This is a genomic window from Pseudomonas sp. PvP001, assembly GCF_040546375.1.
GTDB classification, from domain to species: Bacteria; Pseudomonadota; Gammaproteobacteria; order Pseudomonadales; family Pseudomonadaceae; genus Aquipseudomonas; species Aquipseudomonas coleopterorum.
Genome location: NZ_JBEPNQ010000001.1, coordinates 3,101,886 through 3,119,970, shown reverse-complemented (window position 1 = coordinate 3,119,970; position 18,085 = coordinate 3,101,886). Strand labels below are relative to the sequence as shown.

The 18,085-nt window shown below is 63.6% G+C and carries 17 protein-coding genes and 1 pseudogene; 8 read left to right on the top strand and 10 right to left on the bottom strand.

The window, feature by feature from the left end; genetic code table 11:
* Nucleotides 1-84: 84 nt before the first annotated feature.
* Genes ribBA through nrdR form a run of 4 tightly spaced genes read right to left on the bottom strand, consistent with a single transcriptional unit; the run spans nt 85 to nt 3,552 of the window.
* Nucleotides 85-1,176: a bifunctional 3,4-dihydroxy-2-butanone-4-phosphate synthase/GTP cyclohydrolase II gene (gene ribBA / locus ABMD26_RS14210; protein ID WP_122742699.1), complete on the bottom strand. Its 1,092-nt coding sequence runs from the start codon at nt 1,174-1,176 to the stop codon at nt 85-87.
* 34 nt (nt 1,177-1,210) lie between these two features.
* Nucleotides 1,211-1,873, bottom strand: a complete 663-nt coding sequence (locus tag ABMD26_RS14205) for a riboflavin synthase (RefSeq protein ID WP_049860799.1) — start codon at nt 1,871-1,873, stop codon at nt 1,211-1,213.
* Between the two features lie 45 nt (nt 1,874-1,918).
* Nucleotides 1,919-3,082 carry a bifunctional diaminohydroxyphosphoribosylaminopyrimidine deaminase/5-amino-6-(5-phosphoribosylamino)uracil reductase RibD gene (gene ribD, locus ABMD26_RS14200; protein WP_134723823.1) on the bottom strand — a complete coding sequence of 388 codons (1,164 nt, stop codon included), beginning with the start codon at nt 3,080-3,082 and terminating at the stop codon, nt 1,919-1,921.
* 5 nt (nt 3,083-3,087) lie between these two features.
* A complete protein-coding gene (gene nrdR, locus ABMD26_RS14195) occupies nt 3,088-3,552 on the bottom strand; it encodes a transcriptional regulator NrdR (RefSeq protein ID WP_161804299.1) in 465 nt (154 codons plus the stop codon).
* A gap of 107 nt (nt 3,553-3,659) precedes the next feature.
* Between nrdR and ABMD26_RS14190 the strand changes: the two genes are divergently transcribed.
* Complete coding sequence (locus tag ABMD26_RS14190; RefSeq protein ID WP_134723852.1) at nt 3,660-4,121, top strand: YbaY family lipoprotein; 462 nt, start codon at nt 3,660-3,662, stop codon at nt 4,119-4,121.
* A gap of 100 nt (nt 4,122-4,221) precedes the next feature.
* Nucleotides 4,222-5,094 carry a thioredoxin gene (trxA, locus tag ABMD26_RS14185; protein WP_134723824.1) on the top strand — a complete coding sequence of 291 codons (873 nt, stop codon included), beginning with the start codon at nt 4,222-4,224 and terminating at the stop codon, nt 5,092-5,094.
* Nucleotides 5,095-5,134: 40 nt separating this feature from the next.
* Here trxA and ABMD26_RS14180 read toward each other — a convergent pair whose 3' ends face one another.
* On the bottom strand, nt 5,135-5,491 hold the full coding sequence (locus ABMD26_RS14180) for a hypothetical protein (protein WP_134723825.1): 357 nt from the start codon (nt 5,489-5,491) through the stop codon (nt 5,135-5,137).
* Between the two features lie 183 nt (nt 5,492-5,674).
* Between ABMD26_RS14180 and ABMD26_RS14175 the strand changes: the two are divergent.
* From ABMD26_RS14175 to ABMD26_RS14155, 5 genes and pseudogenes are all read left to right on the top strand, one after another.
* Nucleotides 5,675-6,269: pseudogene (locus ABMD26_RS14175) on the top strand (DUF2796 domain-containing protein).
* A gap of 3 nt (nt 6,270-6,272) precedes the next feature.
* Nucleotides 6,273-6,992, top strand: coding sequence for an ABC transporter ATP-binding protein (locus ABMD26_RS14170; protein WP_354310333.1), 720 nt, complete (start codon nt 6,273-6,275; stop codon nt 6,990-6,992).
* On the top strand, nt 6,992-8,257 hold the full coding sequence (locus ABMD26_RS14165; protein WP_354310331.1) for an ABC transporter permease: 1,266 nt from the start codon (nt 6,992-6,994) through the stop codon (nt 8,255-8,257). The genes ABMD26_RS14170 and ABMD26_RS14165 overlap by 1 nt, the downstream gene beginning before the upstream one ends.
* An 11-nt stretch (nt 8,258-8,268) precedes the next feature.
* A complete protein-coding gene (locus tag ABMD26_RS14160; protein WP_354310329.1) occupies nt 8,269-8,784 on the top strand; it encodes a DUF3299 domain-containing protein in 516 nt (171 codons plus the stop codon).
* 95 nt (nt 8,785-8,879) lie between these two features.
* The gene (locus tag ABMD26_RS14155) at nt 8,880-9,578 is read left to right on the top strand and encodes an OmpW/AlkL family protein (protein WP_122742706.1); all 699 of its coding nucleotides are present in this window, start codon (nt 8,880-8,882) and stop codon (nt 9,576-9,578) included.
* A gap of 65 nt (nt 9,579-9,643) precedes the next feature.
* On the opposite strand, the gene ABMD26_RS14150 is transcribed toward ABMD26_RS14155, so the two are convergent.
* The 5 genes from ABMD26_RS14150 to ABMD26_RS14130 form a co-directional block, all read right to left on the bottom strand.
* Entirely contained in the window at nt 9,644-10,573 is a 930-nt protein-coding gene (locus ABMD26_RS14150) for an NAD-dependent epimerase/dehydratase family protein (RefSeq protein WP_354310326.1), read from the bottom strand.
* The gene (locus tag ABMD26_RS14145) at nt 10,566-11,450 is read right to left on the bottom strand and encodes a sugar nucleotide-binding protein (protein ID WP_049860789.1); all 885 of its coding nucleotides are present in this window, start codon (nt 11,448-11,450) and stop codon (nt 10,566-10,568) included. Before ABMD26_RS14145 ends, ABMD26_RS14150 begins: the two co-directional genes overlap by 8 nt.
* Before the next feature lie 162 nt (nt 11,451-11,612).
* Nucleotides 11,613-12,746: an acyltransferase family protein gene (locus ABMD26_RS14140; RefSeq protein WP_354310324.1), complete on the bottom strand. Its 1,134-nt coding sequence runs from the start codon at nt 12,744-12,746 to the stop codon at nt 11,613-11,615.
* Between the two features lie 292 nt (nt 12,747-13,038).
* A complete protein-coding gene (locus ABMD26_RS14135) occupies nt 13,039-13,569 on the bottom strand; it encodes a single-stranded DNA-binding protein (protein ID WP_043192553.1) in 531 nt (176 codons plus the stop codon).
* 9 nt (nt 13,570-13,578) lie between these two features.
* Nucleotides 13,579-14,973 (bottom strand): MFS transporter, encoded by a 1,395-nt coding sequence (locus ABMD26_RS14130; protein WP_090360676.1) that lies wholly within the window; start codon nt 14,971-14,973, stop codon nt 13,579-13,581.
* Nucleotides 14,974-15,138: 165 nt separating this feature from the next.
* Here ABMD26_RS14130 and uvrA point away from each other — a divergent pair, with 165 nt between their 5' ends.
* A complete protein-coding gene (gene uvrA, locus ABMD26_RS14125; protein ID WP_354310321.1) occupies nt 15,139-17,973 on the top strand; it encodes an excinuclease ABC subunit UvrA in 2,835 nt (944 codons plus the stop codon).
* Nucleotides 17,974-18,085 lie beyond the last annotated feature (112 nt).

Sequence of the window (18,085 nt, the reverse complement as noted above, 5' to 3'; positions counted from 1 at the left end):
CGGATAATGGATCACGAATATCGACGCTGCGGTTCGAGCACACCGCCATCTGGGCGGCACTGCGGCGAACCTTGCAGCCAGTCTTTATTCGGAGGGCACGTATTCTACAACTTCCAGATCGAATCCGGATATCGCATTGAACTTCATCGGCGAACTGAGCAGGCGCATCTTGCGCACACCCAGGTCCCGCAGGATCTGTGAACCGGCGCCGACGATGCTGTAGGTGGTCGGTGTTTTTGCCGTGGCCTGCCCGGCGCTTTCGCGCAGGTGTGCCAGCAACACATCACCGTCCTGCTGATGACCGAGCAGCAGCACCACGCCGCTGCCAGCCTCGGCCACCGCGCTCATCGCGGCCCGCAGGCTCCAGCGGCCGGGCTGCTTGACCATCAGCAGGTCGCGCAACGGATCCATGTTGTGCACCCGCACCAGGGTCGGCTGGTCCGGCAACACGGTGCCCAGGGTCAGCGCCATGTGCACGTCGCCTTCCACCGAATCGCGGTAGGTCACCAGGTTGAACTGGCCCAGCTCACTGTCCAGCGGCTGCTCGGCAATCCGCTGAACGGTACGTTCATGGATCATCCGGTAATGGATCAGATCGGCAATGGTGCCGATCTTGATGTCATGCTCGGCGGCAAACACTTCCAGTTCGGCGCGACGCGACATGGTGCCATCGTCGTTCATCACCTCGCAGATCACCCCGGCCGGCTCGAAGCCCGCCATGCGCGCCAGGTCGCAGGCCGCTTCGGTATGACCGGCGCGGGCCAGGGTGCCCCCCGCCTGCGCCATCAGCGGAAAGATGTGCCCGGGGCTGACGATGTCTTCGGCGCGGGCCTCGCGAGCGGCCGCAGCTTGAACCGTGCGTGCGCGGTCGGCGGCAGAGATGCCCGTGGTGACGCCGGTGGCTGCTTCGATGGACACGGTGAACTTGGTACCAAAGCCCGACCCATTGCGCGGTGCCATCAGCGGCAGCTTGAGCGTCTCGCAGCGCTCGCGGGTCATCGGCATGCAGATCAGGCCGCGCGCATGGCGGGCCATGAAGTTGATGTGCTCGGCCTTGCAGCATTCGGCGGCCATGATCAGGTCGCCTTCGTTTTCGCGGTCTTCGTCATCCATCAGGATGACCATCTTGCCCTGGCGGATGTCTTCCACCAGTTCCTCGATCGTGTTGAGCGCCACGCGGCACCCCCTTGTGTTCAGAACAGCAGACTGTTCAGGATTTCAGGTAGCCGTTGGCGGCCAGAAAGCTTTCGCTGATCCCGCCATGACTCGACTCGCTGGCCTTGTCGCCCAGCAGCAGTCGCTCCAGGTAGCGCGCCAGCAGATCGACCTCGAGGTTGACCAGGCGACCGGGACGGTAGTCGTCCATGATGGTTTCGCTCAGCGTGTGCGGGATGATCGTCAACTCGAACTCGGCACCGTCCACGGCGTTCACGGTCAGGCTGGTGCCGTCGACGGTGATCGAACCCTTGTGGGCGATGTACTTGGCCAGTTCCTTGGGCGCGCGGATGCGGAATTCCACGGCCCGGGCATTTTCCTGGCGTGAAACCACCTCGCCGACACCGTCGACATGGCCGCTGACCAGGTGCCCACCCAGACGCGTGGTGGGGGTCAGGGCCTTTTCAAGGTTGACCCGGCTGCCGTTCTTGAGCTGGTGGAAGGCGGTGCAGTCCAGGGTTTCGCGGCTGACGTCGGCGACGAAACCATGGCCTGGCAGTTCGACGGCCGTGAGGCAGACGCCATTGATGGCGATGCTGTCGCCCAGCTTGACGTCACCCAGGTCGAGCTTGCCGGTGTCCACGTGGACGCGCACGTCACCGCCCTTGGGGGTCAACGCACGGATGCTGCCGATGGATTCGATGATACCGGTGAACATGAGTTCTCCTCCAGAACTGGGCTGGCGCCAGGCGCAAGCCGAAAATTATACGCGCTTTGTCGGCGCCGTAGCGGGCTGTGGCGCGAGGTTCGGGGCCGGGACGGCAATCACCCGCCAGTCGTCGCCCACCGCGGTCATTTCGATGATCTGCAAAGGCGCCGCTTCGCTCATGCGCTCAAGCGGCCAGTCGAGCAACGGTCGCGCCGTGGAGCCCATGAACTTGGCGGCGATGAACAACTGGTATTCATCCACCAGGCCCTGCTTCGCGAAGGCACCGGCCAGACTCGCCCCAGCTTCCACCAGCACTTCATTGATGCCTCGCCGTGCCAGCTCGATGGACAGCTTCGGCAGATCGACCTGCCCGTCGTCACCACGCAAGCTCAGCAACTCATGGCCGCCTTGGGCGTATTGCGGATGCGCTGCCGCGTCTGCGCAGGTCACCACCAGCGCGGGCCCTGCCTGGAAGAACGGTGCATCCAGCGGCACCCGCAGGCGGCCGTCGATCAGGATGCGCAGCGGGGTGCGGCGGGTGGCCAGTTCGACGGTCTCGGCATCCAGCCCCAGCTCGGCAGCGCGTACGGTCATGCGGGCGCCGTCGGCGATCACACTGTCGGCGCCGGTCAGCACGGCACTGGATTGCGCCCGCAGGCGCTGCACCGCCGAGCGCGCAGCGGGCCCGGTGAGCCATTGACTCTCGCCGCTGGCCATGGCCGTGCGCCCGTCCAGGCTCATGGCCAGTTTCACCCGGATGTACGGCTGGCCGTGCTCCATGCGTTTGAGAAAACCGGGGTTCAGCGCACGCGCTTCGGTCGCGAGCAGCGGACAGGTGACGGCGATGCCCGCTTGCCGCAAACGCTCCAGGCCCTGCCCGGCCACCTGCGGATTGGGGTCCTGCATCGCCACCACTACCCGTGCCACGCCCGCCGCAACCAAGGCGTCGGCGCACGGCGGTGTACGTCCATGGTGGCTGCACGGCTCCAGGGTCACATAGGCCGTGGCGCCGCGGGCACGATCACCGGCCTGGCGCAGTGCATGCACCTCGGCATGGGGGCCTCCGGCCTGGACATGCCAGCCTTCGCCGACCGTTTCGCCGTCTCGCACGATCACGCAACCCACGCGCGGGTTGGGATGGGTGGAATACACCCCCTTGCGTGCCAGCTCCAGGGCACGGGCCATATGCCGAGCGTCGTTGGCTGCCAGGTCGGACATGCTGATCACTCCTTGGCGGGTTCGCGGGCCAGACGGTCGATTTCCTCGCGAAATTCGTCCAGATCCTGGAAGCGCCGGTAGACCGAAGCGAAGCGGATGTAAGCCACTTCATCGAGCTTCTGCAGCTCGGTCATGACCCACTCGCCCACGACCAGCGACTTGACCTCACGCTCGCCCGTGGCGCGCAACTGATGCTTGATGTGCACCAACGCCGCTTCAAGACGCTCGACGCTGACCGGGCGCTTTTCCAGGGCCCGCTGCATGCCGGCGCGCAGTTTTTCTTCGTCGAAGGGCTGGCGGCTGCCGTCTTGCTTGATCAGCCGCGGCAGTACCAGTTCGGCGGTTTCGAAGGTGGTGAAACGCTCACCGCAGGCCAGGCACTCACGGCGCCGGCGAACTTGCTCGCCCTCGGCGACCAGGCGTGAATCGATGACCTTGGTGTCGTTGGCACCGCAGAAGGGACAGTGCATGGTGGCAGGCAACAAAAAAAGGGAGGGCCATGGTAGCGCATCCCACTGGCAAGACAAGCCCGAGCCTTTGCGGTATACAGACGGATCTACTTTTGTTGGATCTCGAAATGCCGTCCAAGTCGCTCGTTCTGCTCGCCCTTTTCAGCCTGCTCGCCGCCTGCAGCAGTGATGCGCCCAAGCCCGCGGCCAGCGCCACACCGCCCGCAACCGCGCCTGCGCCGGTCATCAAGGCCCCCGTCGAACTCGGCCCGTTGCCTGCCTACCAGCGTCAGCTCAGCGGCAACCTGCTCGGCGTGCCTGCCGGTGCCGAAGTCGAAATGGCCTTGCTGGTGATCGACTCGAAGGGACGTCCGCAAAAGCTGCTGGCCAGCGCCAAGCAACGTGGCACCGCGCAACCACTGCCCTTCCAACTGCGCTTTGCTGCCGAAGCGTTCCCGGCAGGCTCACGGGTCGAGTTGCGCGCCCGCGCCAGCCAGTCGGGGCAGCTGATCCTGCACCTGCCTGCGGTGCAGATCAGCCAGCCGACCACCCAACTGCTGGGCAACCTGGAGATGATCAAGGCCCCCTGAAACGGTCTGACAGCGCCCGCCACCTGGCCATCCGAGCGGCGGTGGTGGGCCTGATTCGAATCCCTTATAGTCCACCGAACCGCTGATCCTCGAGATTCACATGAGTCAAGAAACCCCGTACATCATCGACGTTACTACGGCCAGCTTCGACCAGGCCGTCATTGAGGAATCCTTTAACCGGCCCGTGCTGGTGGATTTCTGGGCCGAGTGGTGCGCCCCCTGCAAGGTGCTGATGCCCTTGCTGCAACAGATCGCCGAAAGCTATGCCGGCGAATTGGTTCTGGCCAAGGTCGACTGCGACGCCGAACCCGACATCGTCGGCCGCTTCGGCATTCGCAGCCTGCCTACCGTAGTGCTGTTCAAGGATGGTCAGCCGGTGGATGGTTTCGCAGGCGCCCAGCCCGAATCGGCCATCCGCGCGCTGCTCGAACCCCATGTACAGATGCCGCCACCGCCAGCAGCCGATCCGCTGGAACTGGCGCAGGCACTGTTCAGCGAGAGCCGTTTCGGCGAAGCCGAGCAGACCTTGAAGGGGCTGCTGGCCGAAGACAATGCCAACCCTGGGGCGTTGATCCTGTTCGCCCGCTGCCTGGCCGAACGCGGCGAGCTGGACGAAGCGCAGCAGGTGCTCGACGCCGTCAGCGGCGACGAGCACAAGGCTGCGCTGGCCGGTGCCAAGGCGCAGCTGACGTTCCTGCGCCAGGCGAAGACCCTGCCCGACGTGGCCGATCTCAAGGCCCGCCTGGGTCGCGACGCGGGCGACGACGAAGCGGCGTACCAGTTGTGCATCCAGCAGCTGTCGCGCCAGCACTACGAAGCCGCCCTCGATGGCTTGCTCCAGCTGTTCATGCGCAATCGCAGCTACAGCGAAGGGCTGCCGCACAAGACCTTGCTGCAAGTGTTCGAATTGCTCGGCAACGATCACCCACTGGTGACCACCTACCGCCGCAAGTTGTTCGCCGCCTTGTACTGATGGGTTGCGCAGGGGCCTGCCAGGCGAGCGGTCCTTCCCGCTAGCCGATCCAGCAATAGACCGGCGCATCCGCGCCGGCTTCCACCTTCACCTGCGGACAATGGCGCAAGCGCACCAGCATCCGCTTGCCGGCCGCCACGTCACCCACCAACCCCTGGACCTGATCCAGCAACGCCGGCCCCTCGATACGCCCCGCCTGCTCCAGCAGCAACAGCACGCTGCGCCAGGCGCCGTCGTCCTGCGCCTTGCCCTTGCCCGGCGCGGGTGTCGCTGCCGACGTCGGCGCAGCTTCGACGGCCGTCGCCAATGGGCCGGTGAGGTGAGCCCAATCCTGGGCGTCCATTTCTATGGCCAGGTCCACCGGCAGATTGCCGACGGTGCCTTTGATTCTGATCATGCGAATGCCCTTTCATAACGAGGCCTCGTTGTAGCAGCGCCCCGCCAGTGAAGCAATCCCGCCTTCGACATCACACCGTCCGCGCCCGCTGCCTGAAGCGAACATGAATCTTTCCCCAAGCTTGGTCACAAAATGTAAATTTGTTATAACATTGCGTTTCCATATCGCTGACGAGATTCCCTTATGCGCCGTCTCATGCTTGCCCTGCCCTTTGCCCTGCTGCCCCTCGTCGCCCACGCCCACGAGGAGGGCCACGATCACGAGCATGAACACGAGCACGGCAGCCTCGGCGCCCATGAACATGGCGTGGCCCGCCTCGACGCTGCCCTGGATGGCCAGACGCTGGAACTGGAACTGCAAAGCCCGGCCATGAACCTGGTGGGCTTCGAACACGCCGCCAGCAGCGATGCCGACAAAGCCAAGGTCGCCGCAGCCCGCAAGACCCTGGAGCAACCCCTGGCGTTGTTCAGCCTACCCGCCCGCAGCTGGCTGCAAGGTCACCGACCAGGAACTGGAAAGCCCGCTGTTCGGCGACAAGCCAGATCACGAGCACAGCGCCACCGAAGCCAAGCAAGGCGATGAGCACCATCACGAGCACAGCGAGATTCACGCCCACTACCACTTCACCTGCGCGTCGCCGAAGGCCCTCGACCACCTGGACCTGGCTCGCCTGTTCAGCACCTTCCCCGCCACCCAGAAAATTCAGGTACAACTGATCGGCCCGTCCGGCCAACAGGGCACGGACCTCACTCCCACGCAAAGCAGCCTGAAATTCTGACCCATGAGCGATGCATTGATCGAGCTGGCCGAACTGGGCTTTGCCTGGCCCGGCCAAGCGATGTTGCTGGATATCCCCGCGTTCCGCCTGGAGCGTGGGGAAACCCTCTTTCTCAAAGGCCCCAGCGGCAGTGGCAAAACCACCCTGCTCGGCTTGCTCGGTGGCGTGCACACCCCGCAACGCGGCAGCGTCCACCTGCTCGGCCAGAACCTGGGCGAGCTGAGCTTCGCCGCCCGTGATCGGTTTCGCGTCGAGCACACCGGCTACATCTTCCAGCAATTCAACCTGCTGCCGTTCCTGTCGGTGCGCGAAAACGTGGAACTGCCCTGCCGCTTCTCCCGACGCCGCGCCGATCGTGCCGGGCAGCGCCATGGCAGTGTTGCCCAGGCGGCTACCCATCTGCTGGCCCATCTGGGACTGCGCGACCCGGACCTGCTCCAGCGTCGCGCCGACACCCTGTCCATCGGTCAGCAGCAAAGGGTCGCCGCCGCACGCGCGCTGATCGGCCAGCCCGAACTGGTGATCGCCGACGAGCCGACTTCGGCCCTGGACAGCGATGCCCGCGAAGCCTTCATCCAACTGCTGTTCGCCGAATGCCGCGCAGCGGGCTCGAGCCTGCTGTTCGTCAGTCACGATCAAAGCCTGGCCCCCCTGTTCGACCGCCATCTATCCCTGGCCGAGCTCAATCGCGCAGCGCGCCCTGCCTCATCCGAGGTGTCTTGATGTACCTGCTTCGTCTTGCCCTGGCCAGCCTGGCCAACCGCCGCTTCACCGCATTTCTGACCGCCTTCGCCATTGCCCTGTCGGTGTGCCTGCTGCTGGCTGTGGAACGTGTGCGCCACGAGGCCCGCGCCAGCTTCGCCAGCACCGTCAGCGGTACCGACCTGATCGTCGGCGCCCGCTCCGGCTCGGTGAATCTGCTGCTCTACTCGGTGTTTCGCATCGGCAACGCCACCAACAACATCCGCTGGGACAGCTTCGAGCATTACGCCAGCAACCCGCAGGTCAAATGGGCCATCCCCATCTCGCTGGGTGACTCTCACCGCGGCTACCGGGTCATGGGCACCAACCAGAGTTATTTCGAGCACTACCGGTACGGCCGTCACCAGTCCCTGCAACTGGCCCAGGGCCGCGCCTTCCAGACCGATCCTTTCGAAGTCGTGCTCGGCGCGGAGGTAGCCGACGCCTTGCACTACAAACTCGGCGACAAACTGGTGCTGGCCCACGGCGTGGCGGCCATCAGTCTGGTCAAGCACGACGACAAACCATTCACCGTCGTCGGCATCCTGGCGCGCACCGGCACGCCCGTCGATCGCACGCTGCACATCAGCCTGGGCGGCATGGAAGCCATCCACATCGACTGGAAAAACGGCGTACCGGCCCGCGGCGCCGGACGAATCAGCGCCGACCAGGCGCGCAACATGGACCTGACACCCAGCGCCATCACCGCCTTCATGGTCGGCCTCAACAGCAAGATCGCCACCTTCGCCCTGCAACGCGACATCAACGACTTCCGCGGCGAACCCCTGATGGCGATTCTTCCCGGCGTCGCCCTGCAAGAGCTGTGGAGCCTGATGGGCACCGCGGAACAGGCCTTGTTCGTCATTTCGGTATTCGTCGTGCTCACCGGTCTGATCGGCATGCTCACGGCGATCGTCACCAGCCTCAACGAGCGCCGCCGCGAGATGGCCATTCTGCGCTCGGTCGGCGCCCGACCCTGGCACATCGCCGGTTTGCTGATTCTCGAAGCCTTCGCCCTGGCGCTGGTCGGGATCCTGGCCGGCATGGCATTGTTGTACCTGAGCATTGCCTGCGCCCAAGGCTACGTGCAGTCCAACTACGGCCTGTACCTGCCCTTGAGCCTGCCCAGTGCCTATGAGTGGTCGTTGCTGGGCATCATCCTCGCAGCCGCCGTGGTCATGGGCGCGATACCGGCCTGGCGCGCCTATCGGCAATCCCTGGCCGACGGCCTGTCGATCCACCTGTGAGGATTCAACCTATGTTGCGCGCGGTAATGGCCCTGTTGCTGCTGACCAGCCTGTCGCTGTCCGCGGCCGAGCTCAAGGAAGTCAGCTGGGAGGCACTGATCCCGCCGGATGCGCCCAAGCTGGTGCCGCAGATGACACCCATGCACGACCTGGCGCAGATGGGCACCGCGCTGGCCGAAGCCGGCCCCGCCGCCCATCAGCAGGCGCCGGACGCACCGGTGGTCCAGGCACTGGACGGTCAGCAACTGCGCATCCCCGGCTACATCGTGCCGCTGGAGGTCAACGAGTCGGGACGGACCACCGAGTTTCTGCTGGTGCCCTACTTCGGCGCCTGCATCCATGTGCCACCCCCGCCGTCGAACCAGATCGTGCATGTGACCAGCGCCGTCGGGGTCAAGGTCGAAGAGCTCTACCAGCCTTACTGGATCGAAGGGCCGATGCAGGTCAAGGCCAGCACCAGCGAGCTGGCGCAGGCCGGCTACAAGATGGCTGCAGCGAAGATCTACCCCTACGAGCTGCCGGACTGAGCCATTGGCTCTTTTATTGAGCCAGATCAAAAAACCAAGCCGGTGCACTGACTACCATTGGGCGAATTTCCTTCGCATTGCCCAATGGAGCTCCCATGAACAAGTCCTTGCTCGGCGCCTCACTGATTGCCATGGCGCTGGCAACCCCCCTGGCCCAGGCACACCAGGCCGGCGATCTGATCATCCGTGCCGGCGCCGCCACCACCGCGCCCAATGAAGACAGCGGCCAGCTCAAGCTGGACGGCGCCAAGGTCGCGGGCACCAAGGCCACTCTGGACAGCGATACCCAACTGGGCCTGGCCTTCGCCTACATGCTCACCGACCACGTCGGCATCGAACTGCTGGCAGCCACGCCGTTCCAGCACACCGTGGGCGTACGCGGAGTCAGCGCTGCCACCGGCATCGCCGGGCTGGACGGGAAACTTGCCGACGTCAAGCAACTGCCTCCCACCCTGTCCCTGCAATACTACCCACTGGCACCAACCTCACGCTTCCAGCCGTACGCGGGCGTGGGCATCAACTACACCCTGTTCTACGACGAAGACCTGAGTGGCGCGCGCAAGCAGCAAGGCTTCAACAACCTGAAGATTCAGGACTCAGTGGGTTTCGCCGGGCAGTTGGGGTTCGACTACATGCTCAGCGAGCACATGATGGTCAACGCGTCGGTCTGGTACGTCGACATCGACACCAAGGCCAGCGTCGACGGTCCTACGGCGCTGGGCGTAGGCCGCACCAAGGTCGACCTGGAAGTCGACCCGTGGGTGTACATGGTCGGTGTAGGCTACAAGTTCTAGACGCGCTTGCCGTCGCCCGCCCTTCGCCCGTTGCGGGCGTGGGCTGGCACGTGAAAGTGAAAAGCCTACAAGCCGAGCAGGCGCCGCAGTCCTTCTTCCAGCGGCGTCACCGGACCCAGTTCGAAGCGTTCCAGCAGTCGGGTATTGTCGGCCCGCGAATGACGGATATCGCCCCCCCGCGTCGGCCCATGGCTCACCGCCGGCAAACCACCCAGCACCGCCCCCAGCCCCGCCAGCAACTGGTTCAATGAAGTCGCCTGATTCAGCCCGACGTTCACCGGCCCCGCCTGCACATTCGGCTGCTGCAACCCCTGCATCAGCAAGGTCACCAGATCGCCCACATAGAAGAAATCGCGGGTCTGCTCGCCATCGCCGAACAGGCTGATCGGTTGCCCGCGCTGCGCCCGCTCGCTGAAGATACTGATGACGCCCGAGTACGGCGAGGAAGGATCCTGCCGCGGCCCGTAGATATTGAAGAAGCGAAACACCACCGGCTCCAGCCCATGCTCGCGACGGTAGAAGTCCAGGTAGTACTCACTGGCCAGCTTGTCCGAGGCATAGGGCGTCAAGGGTGCCTTGGTGGTGTCTTCGCCAACCGCTTCGCCCTCGCCATTGTTGCCATACACCGCCGCGCTGGAAGCGAACAGCACTCGCTTGACCCCTGCCAGGCGCATGGCCTCGCACAGGTTCAAGGTGCCGATGAAGTTGCTCTGATGGGTTTTCACCGGATCGTCCACCGAGGCCTGCACCGAAGCGACCGCCGCCAGGTGCACCACCGCCTTGCAGCCGCGCACCACCTGGGTCATCAGCGCGGCGTCGGCGACATCGCCCTCGATCAGTTCCAGCCTGGGGTTTTCCATCGGCAGGTTGCTGCGCTTGCCCGTGGACAAGTCATCGAGCACTCGCACCGAGTGACCGTCGGCCAGCAACGCATCGACCAGGTGGGAGCCAATGAAACCGGCGCCGCCGGTGATCAGAATGGGTGTATCAGCCATGTCGGTAGTATCTGTCCAGAAGGCTCGGCAGCCCCGAACGCCAGGCGCGCGGCTTGATACCGAAAGTGTGCAAAATTTTCTTGCAGGCCAGTACCGCGTGTTGCGGTTCTTCCCCTGCATCGGGTCGCGCGGCGTGGGCCTGCGCAGTGGGCGCGTCGATCGCCAGCGAATGCAGCGTCTTGGCTTCGCTGATGATCGCCTGGCCCAGGGCCAGGGCGGTGGTCGCCTCGTTGCCGGCGTAGTGGTAGGTGCCCCACAGCGGCGCTTCACAGTCCAGTTGCTTGAGCACCGAGAGGATCACCCGTGCAGCATCGTCCACGGGGGTCGGATTGCCGCGTCGGTCATCGGCCAGGGGCAAGGGTTGCGGCAACTCGGCACGCCGAAGGTAACGGCCCAGCACGCCGTCGGCGCTGTCGTCCAGCAGCCAGCCGAAACGCAACAGCACATGCCGCGGGCAGGCCGCACGCACGCTCTGCTCGATTCGCCACAGTGCCTGACCGCGCAGGCCCAGAGGCACCGGCTCGTCCTTTTCGCTATAGGCAGTGGCCCGCGAGCCATCGAACACACGATAGCTGGAAGGCTGCAGCAGCACGATCTGATGCTCCTGGCATCGCTCGGCCAGACGCTCCACCGCAAGTTCTTGCTGGTCCAGGCGCGCCTGACTCACGGCATCGGCCTGAAACCAGTCGAAGTAGTACGCCAGGTTGATCAGCGCATCGGGGCGGGTTTCATCGAGCAGGTCGGTGAGGCTGGCCGCATCCCAACCAGCGTCCGGTGGACGTGGAGCCAGGAAGCCGATGCCCTCTTCCGCTCCAAGGCGAATCAGCGCATGCCCCAGGGCATTCCCACCGCCCAACAGCATAAGGCGCATTCGCATAGAGTCAGCAGGTCCGTTCAAAATTGACAGTTCAGATTAACCGCAGGCGCGTGGTCGACGATCAAACCTTCGCCCGCACTCGAATCGAACAGCCATTTTGCGTTTTTCTGACGCTGACGTCACGCGCTATCAAAAAGAGGGTTTCGTGGCAGCGCCACAGCCTCAGCCCGGCACGGCCTGCGCCGGCAATCGCTGCCCCAGTAAACGACGCCCCCACTTCTGTCCGTTGACCTCGATCAGGTGGTAGGTGACGAAGGAAATTCCGATCACGGCCAGCAATACCAGGCTAACGAGCAGGTTGTTGAGCCACGGATAACCGCTGTCCAGGTAACGGAAATCTCCGAACACCGGCGCCAGCGGCAACCCGGTCTTCTTCTCCAGCACCATGAACAGCAGGATCAACACACTCAAAATGATCACATGGGTCAGGTAGATCGAGTACGACAGCCGCCCCAGCAACTCGAACAGACGCGCCCTGAGCAGGCCGGAAACAATGCCGGCATCGAACGCATACAAGGTCACCGTCACGCAGAACAGCCCGCTGGCCAGCACGGCCTTGTTCGGGCTGTCGCTGCTCAAGGTCCACACAATCAAAGCGCCCGCCAGCATTTCCAGCAGCGATGCCACGCCAAACCCCAGCTGCACCCGTTGGCGCAGCGCCTCGAACACCTTGTAGCACAAGGCACCGGCGAAGAAGCAGGCCAGCCCCTTGTAGGCCAGCGCGGTAAACGGCCCCGCCCCGCTGTACAGCATCGCCACGGCGACGATGACGATCCCCGCCCACACCAGCACCCGCCGCGCCGACGTGCACAGCACCACTGCGGCGAAAATCAGATACATGTAGTACTCGATGCTGATGCTCCAGGAGGGGTAGTTGAACGACATGTTCTCGGTCAACGGCGTCCATGCCTGGATCAGCAACAGGTTAGGCAGAATCTGCGAAGGCGCATACATACCGGTGAACGGCTCCTTGTTGAAGCTGACCCCCTGCTGCGCCGCGCCCCACTTCACGAACTCGAAGACGATGAACATTCCCAGCAGGCACACATGCAGTGGCGCCAGACGAAACGTACGCAGAATGAAGAACCGCCGCAGGTCCAGATCGCGCCGCGCACCATAGGCATGAGTGATCACGAACCCGCTGAGCACGAAGAAGAAGTCGACGAACAGATCGGCACTGCGAAAGAACGCCAGCTCGGTCAGGCTGCCCACCACATGCAGGTGGTACAACACCACCGCCAATGCGCAGATGCCGCGAAGACTGTCGAGCGCATGAAAGCGATGACCTGATGCCATGGAATGATTCCGTTCGAAGGGGTGTATCGGCTGCAGGCATTGCGCTGTAGGCGACAGCACGTGGGCAACAGGACCGCTAATTTCGAAAAATCTTAGTGAAGCGACGGGGCTGCGGCAAGAAAATACGCGATGCATATATTTATATTTTGCCGCTGCAAAAACAGCTGAAAAACTGACGCCAAATGAGCCTGCGAAGGCTGGTTGGAAGCTGCAAGCTCGCCTGCTTTTTGGCGAGCAACAAAAAGCCCCGCTGCCGGGTGGCAGCGGGGCTTTTTCGGTTCAGGCGGGCAGCTTAGAACGGAATATCATCATCAAAGCTGTCAAAGTCCGGAGCCGGTTGCTGCGCCGGCTGCTGCTGGGCAGGCGGAGCTGAACGCTGCTGCGGTGCCGACTGCTGTGGACGCGGCGCCTGCTGGCGTGGGGCCGGTGCCGACTGCTGGTAGTTGTTGCCGCCACCGCCCTGCTGGTCGTTGTTCTGCGGACGGCCACCCAACAGCTGCATGGTGCCCTGCATGTCGACGATGATCTCGGTGGTGTACCGCTTGATACCGTCCTTTTCCCACTCGCGGGTCTGCAGCTTGCCTTCGATGTACACCTGCGAGCCTTTGCGCAGGTACTCACCGGCGATCTCCGCGACCTTGCCGAACATCGACACACGGTGCCACTCGGTACGCTCGACCTTCTGGCCGCTCTGCTTGTCGGTCCACTGCTCGCTGGTGGCCAGGCTCAGGTTGGTGACCGCGTTGCCGTTGGGCAGGTAGCGAACTTCCGGATCCTGACCACAGGTGCCGACCAAAATGACTTTGTTAACCCCACGGGCCATATCGTTCTCCTAGGCTTCGCACGCTGTCGGCGCTGGGTTGACCAGGCGCTCGAGGGCGGTGCGATCCAAAATTTCTTTGTCCAATTTGATATAGATGGCAGCTTCTTCTGCTACCACCACCGCATCTGTTACACCGGGCACGGTTTTCAACCGCTCGGCCAATCCCGTCTCGCGCATCGCTTGGGGCGAAAGCGGCAAGCGCAGACTGGTCACGTAGGGTGGTTCGCGCATAGTAACAGCTATGGCCAGCCACAGGGCGCACAGCGCCGCGCATCCGATGAAGACCACACCCAGGCCACCGTGCTGGAACAGCCAGCCACCCAGGATGCCGCCCATGGCCGACCCCAGGAACTGACTGGTGGAATACACCCCCATGGCCGTGCCCTTGCCACCGGCCGGCGAAACCTTGCTGATCAACGAAGGCAGCGACGCCTCGAGCAGGTTGAACGCGGTGAAGAACACCACCGTACCGATCACCAGCGCCTTGAGACCGTCGCCGAACGCCCAGAAGAACAGCTCCACCAGCATCAGGGTTGCCACCGCGCCCAGTAGAACACGCTTCATCTTGCGCTTCTTTTCGCCGTAGATGATGAACGGAATCATTGCGAAAAAAGATACGACCAGCGCCGTCAGGTAAACCCACCAATGCTGTTCCTTGGGCAATCCGGCGCGCTCCACCAGCGCCAGCGGCAACGCAACGAAGCTGGCCATCAGGATCGAGTGGAGGACGAAGATACCTAAATCCAGGCGCAGCAGGTCGGGGTGCTTGAGCGTGGCCAGCATCTCGCCACGGGCCACGCCCGACTCGCGATGCCGAGTGTGGGCAGTCGCCTTGGGCACCACGAAGGCCACCAGCGCGATGCCGACCAGAGCCAGCACACCGGTCGCCAGGAACAGCCCATGCAGGCCGAAGGCACGGGTCAGCAGCGGCCCGACCACCATCGCCACGGCGAAGGACACACCAATGCTCATGCCAATCATGGCCATCGCCTTGGTGCGGTTCTGCTCGCGAGTCAGGTCCGAGAGCAAAGCCATGACCGCCGCCGATATCGCGCCGGCACCCTGCAGGATGCGTCCGGCGATCACCCCCCAGATGGAATCGGCCTGGGCCGCGACCACGCTGCCGATGGCGAAGATCACCAGGCCGCCGTAGATCACCGGGCGACGGCCGATGCGGTCGGAAATGACCCCGAAAGGGATTTGCAGGAAGGCCTGGGTCAAGCCATAGGCGCCGATCGCCAGACCGATCAAGGCCGGGGTGGCACCTGCCAGGTCCATGCCATAGGTCGCCAGTACCGGCAGGACCATGAACATGCCCAGCATGCGGAAAGCGAACACCAGGGCCAACCCGCTGGCTGCGCGGGTTTCACCGCTGCTCATGCGTTCGCTGTGGGGATCGTGCATGGATAAACCTCGTGTGAACCGGTGACGATTCTACCAGTCCCACCCATTAACGGCACAGATGGCGACGCTATGACGCGCCTTCTTCATCTTTGCGCGCACGCACCGTGCGGTGCCATTGACAAGCCCCGTATACTCACCTGTTTACGCCCGCCGCGCGAGGCCGCCTTGGACAAGATTCTGGTACGTGGGGCTCGAACCCACAATTTGAAAAACATCGACCTGACCCTGCCCCGTGACAAACTGATCGTCATCACCGGGCTGTCGGGTTCAGGCAAATCCTCCCTGGCTTTCGACACCCTCTACGCCGAAGGCCAACGCCGCTACGTCGAATCGCTGTCGGCCTATGCCCGCCAGTTCCTGTCGATGATGGAAAAGCCCGACGTCGACACCATCGAAGGTCTGTCGCCGGCCATCTCCATCGAACAGAAGTCGACATCGCACAACCCCCGCTCCACCGTCGGCACCATCACCGAGATCTACGACTACCTGCGCCTGCTGTACGCCCGCGTAGGGACGCCGCGCTGCCCGGATCACGACATTCCACTGGAAGCCCAGACCGTCAGCCAGATGGTCGACCTGGTCCTGGCCCAGCCCGAAGGCGCGCGGCTGATGCTGCTGGCCCCGGTCATCCGTGAGCGCAAGGGCGAACACCTGGCCATTTTCGAAGAGCTGCGCGCCCAGGGCTTCGTCCGCGCGCGCATCAACGGCAAGCTCTACGAGATGGACGAACTGCCCAAGCTCGACAAGCAGAAGAAGCACACCATCGAAGTCGTCGTGGACCGCTTCAAGGTCCGTTCCGACTTGCAGCAACGCCTGGCCGAATCGTTCGAAACAGCCCTGAAGCTGGCCGATGGCATCGCTCTGGTCGCCTCGATGGATGACGACGCGTTCGAAGAGATCATCTTCTCCGCACGTTTCGCCTGCCCGATCTGCGGACATGCGATCAGCGAGCTGGAGCCCAAGCTGTTCTCCTTCAACAACCCGGCCGGTGCCTGCCCGACCTGCGATGGCCTGGGCGTGAAGCAGTTCTTCGACAACAAGCGTCTGGTAAACGGCGAGCTGACCCTGGCCGAGGGCGCGATCCGCGGCTGGGATAGGCGTAACGTCTACTATTTCCAGATGCTCGGCTCGCTCGCCAGCCATTACCAATTCAGCCTGGACGTGCCGTTCAATGAACTGCCGGCCGACCAGCAGAAAGTCATTCTCACCGGTAGCGGCACCCATAATGTCGACTTCCGCTACCTGAATGACCGGGGCGATATCGTCAAGCGTTCGCACTCCTTCGAGGGCATCGTGCCCAACCTCGAGCGCCGCTACCGCGAAACCGAATCGGCCAGCGTGCGTGAAGAGCTCGCCAAATTCCTCAGCACCCAGCCTTGCCCCGACTGCCGTGGTACTCGCCTGCGCCGCGAGGCACGTCACGTATGGGTGGGCGAAAAAACCCTGCCTGCCGTCACGGGTCTGCCGATCGGCGATGCCACTGATTATTTCGGCAGCCTTAGTCTGACCGGTCGCAAGGGTGAAATCGCCGACAAGATCCTCAAGGAAATCCGCGAGCGCCTGCAGTTCCTCGTCAACGTAGGCCTGGACTACCTGACCCTGGACCGCAGCGCCGACACCCTGTCCGGCGGCGAGGCCCAGCGCATCCGCCTGGCCAGCCAGATCGGCGCGGGCCTGGTGGGCGTCATGTACATCCTCGACGAGCCCTCCATCGGCTTGCACCAACGCGACAACGACCGCCTGCTGGGTACCCTCAAGCACTTGCGCGACATCGGCAACACCGTGATTGTCGTCGAGCATGACGAAGATGCCATTCGCCTCGCCGACTACGTGGTCGATATCGGCCCAGGCGCCGGCGTCCACGGTGGCCACATCGTCGCCCAGGGCACCGCGCAGGAGGTCATGGACCATCCTGACTCACTGACGGGCAAGTACCTGTCCGGCCGCGTGAAGATAGCCGTGCCTGCCAAGCGCACGCCGCGCAACAAGAAGCTCGCCCTGACCCTCAAGGGCGCCCGCGGCAACAACTTGCGCAACGTCGATCTGGAGATCCCGATCGGCCTGCTCACCTGCGTGACCGGCGTGTCCGGCTCGGGCAAGTCGACGCTGATCAACAACACCTTGTTCCCCCTCAGTGCAACTGCCCTGAACGGCGCAACCACGCTGGAAGCGTCTGCACACGACAGCATCAATGGCCTGCAGCACCTGGACAAGGTCGTGGACATCGATCAAAGCCCGATCGGACGTACCCCACGCTCCAACCCGGCCACCTACACCGGGCTGTTCACGCCGATCCGTGAACTGTTCGCCGGGGTTCCCGAGTCGCGTTCACGCGGCTATGGCCCGGGCCGATTCTCATTCAACGTCAAGGGCGGACGCTGTGAAGCCTGTCAGGGCGACGGCTTGATCAAGGTCGAAATGCACTTCCTGCCTGACATCTACGTGCCGTGCGACGTCTGCAAGAGCAAGCGCTACAACCGCGAAACCCTGGAGATCAAGTACAAGGGCAAGAACATCCACGAAACACTCGAGATGACCATCGAGGAAGCTCGTGAATTCTTCGACGCCGTACCGGCGCTTGCCCGCAAATTGCAAACGCTGATGGACGTGGGCCTTTCCTACATCAAGCTGGGCCAGTCGGCGACCACGCTGTCTGGTGGCGAAGCGCAGCGGGTCAAGCTGTCGCGCGAATTGTCCAAGCGCGACACGGGCAAGACCCTCTACATTCTCGACGAACCCACCACAGGCCTGCATTTTGCCGACATCCAGCAATTGCTCGACGTGCTGCATCGTCTGCGCGATCACGGCAACACCGTGGTGGTGATCGAACACAACCTGGACGTCATCAAAACGGCCGACTGGCTGGTCGACCTGGGCCCGGAAGGCGGCTCCAAAGGTGGCCAGATCATCGCCGTCGGCACCCCGGAGCAGGTCGCCGAGATGAAGCAGTCCTATACCGGCCACTACCTCAAGCCCCTGCTGGAACGCAACAAAGCCTGAAACCAAAAAGCCCCGCGCAAGCGGGGCTTTTCTCAACACAATCCCTGTATCAGCGGCGAGACCCTTGTAGCAACGACGCAAGCCGCGTCAGCGATCTCTACATTCCACCTGC

Bases quoted from the DNA above. Each gene is read 5' to 3' on its own strand.
- ABMD26_RS14205 (WP_049860799.1), bottom strand. From the start codon at position 1,873: ATGTTCACCGGTATCATCGAATCCATCGGCAGCATCCGTGCGTTGACC.
- ribD (WP_134723823.1), bottom strand. From the start codon at position 3,082: ATGTCCGACCTGGCAGCCAACGACGCTCGGCATATGGCCCGTGCCCTG.
- nrdR (WP_161804299.1), bottom strand. From the start codon at position 3,552: ATGCACTGTCCCTTCTGCGGTGCCAACGACACCAAGGTCATCGATTCA.
- ABMD26_RS14190 (WP_134723852.1), top strand. From the start codon at position 3,660: ATGCCGTCCAAGTCGCTCGTTCTGCTCGCCCTTTTCAGCCTGCTCGCC.
- trxA (WP_134723824.1), top strand. From the start codon at position 4,222: ATGAGTCAAGAAACCCCGTACATCATCGACGTTACTACGGCCAGCTTC.
- ABMD26_RS14180 (WP_134723825.1), bottom strand. From the start codon at position 5,491: ATGATCAGAATCAAAGGCACCGTCGGCAATCTGCCGGTGGACCTGGCC.
- ABMD26_RS14170 (WP_354310333.1), top strand. From the start codon at position 6,273: ATGAGCGATGCATTGATCGAGCTGGCCGAACTGGGCTTTGCCTGGCCC.
- ABMD26_RS14165 (WP_354310331.1), top strand. From the start codon at position 6,992: ATGTACCTGCTTCGTCTTGCCCTGGCCAGCCTGGCCAACCGCCGCTTC.
- ABMD26_RS14160 (WP_354310329.1), top strand. From the start codon at position 8,269: ATGTTGCGCGCGGTAATGGCCCTGTTGCTGCTGACCAGCCTGTCGCTG.
- ABMD26_RS14155 (WP_122742706.1), top strand. From the start codon at position 8,880: ATGAACAAGTCCTTGCTCGGCGCCTCACTGATTGCCATGGCGCTGGCA.
- ABMD26_RS14150 (WP_354310326.1), bottom strand. From the start codon at position 10,573: ATGGCTGATACACCCATTCTGATCACCGGCGGCGCCGGTTTCATTGGC.
- ABMD26_RS14145 (WP_049860789.1), bottom strand. From the start codon at position 11,450: ATGCGAATGCGCCTTATGCTGTTGGGCGGTGGGAATGCCCTGGGGCAT.
- ABMD26_RS14140 (WP_354310324.1), bottom strand. From the start codon at position 12,746: ATGGCATCAGGTCATCGCTTTCATGCGCTCGACAGTCTTCGCGGCATC.
- ABMD26_RS14135 (WP_043192553.1), bottom strand. From the start codon at position 13,569: ATGGCCCGTGGGGTTAACAAAGTCATTTTGGTCGGCACCTGTGGTCAG.
- ABMD26_RS14130 (WP_090360676.1), bottom strand. From the start codon at position 14,973: ATGCACGATCCCCACAGCGAACGCATGAGCAGCGGTGAAACCCGCGCA.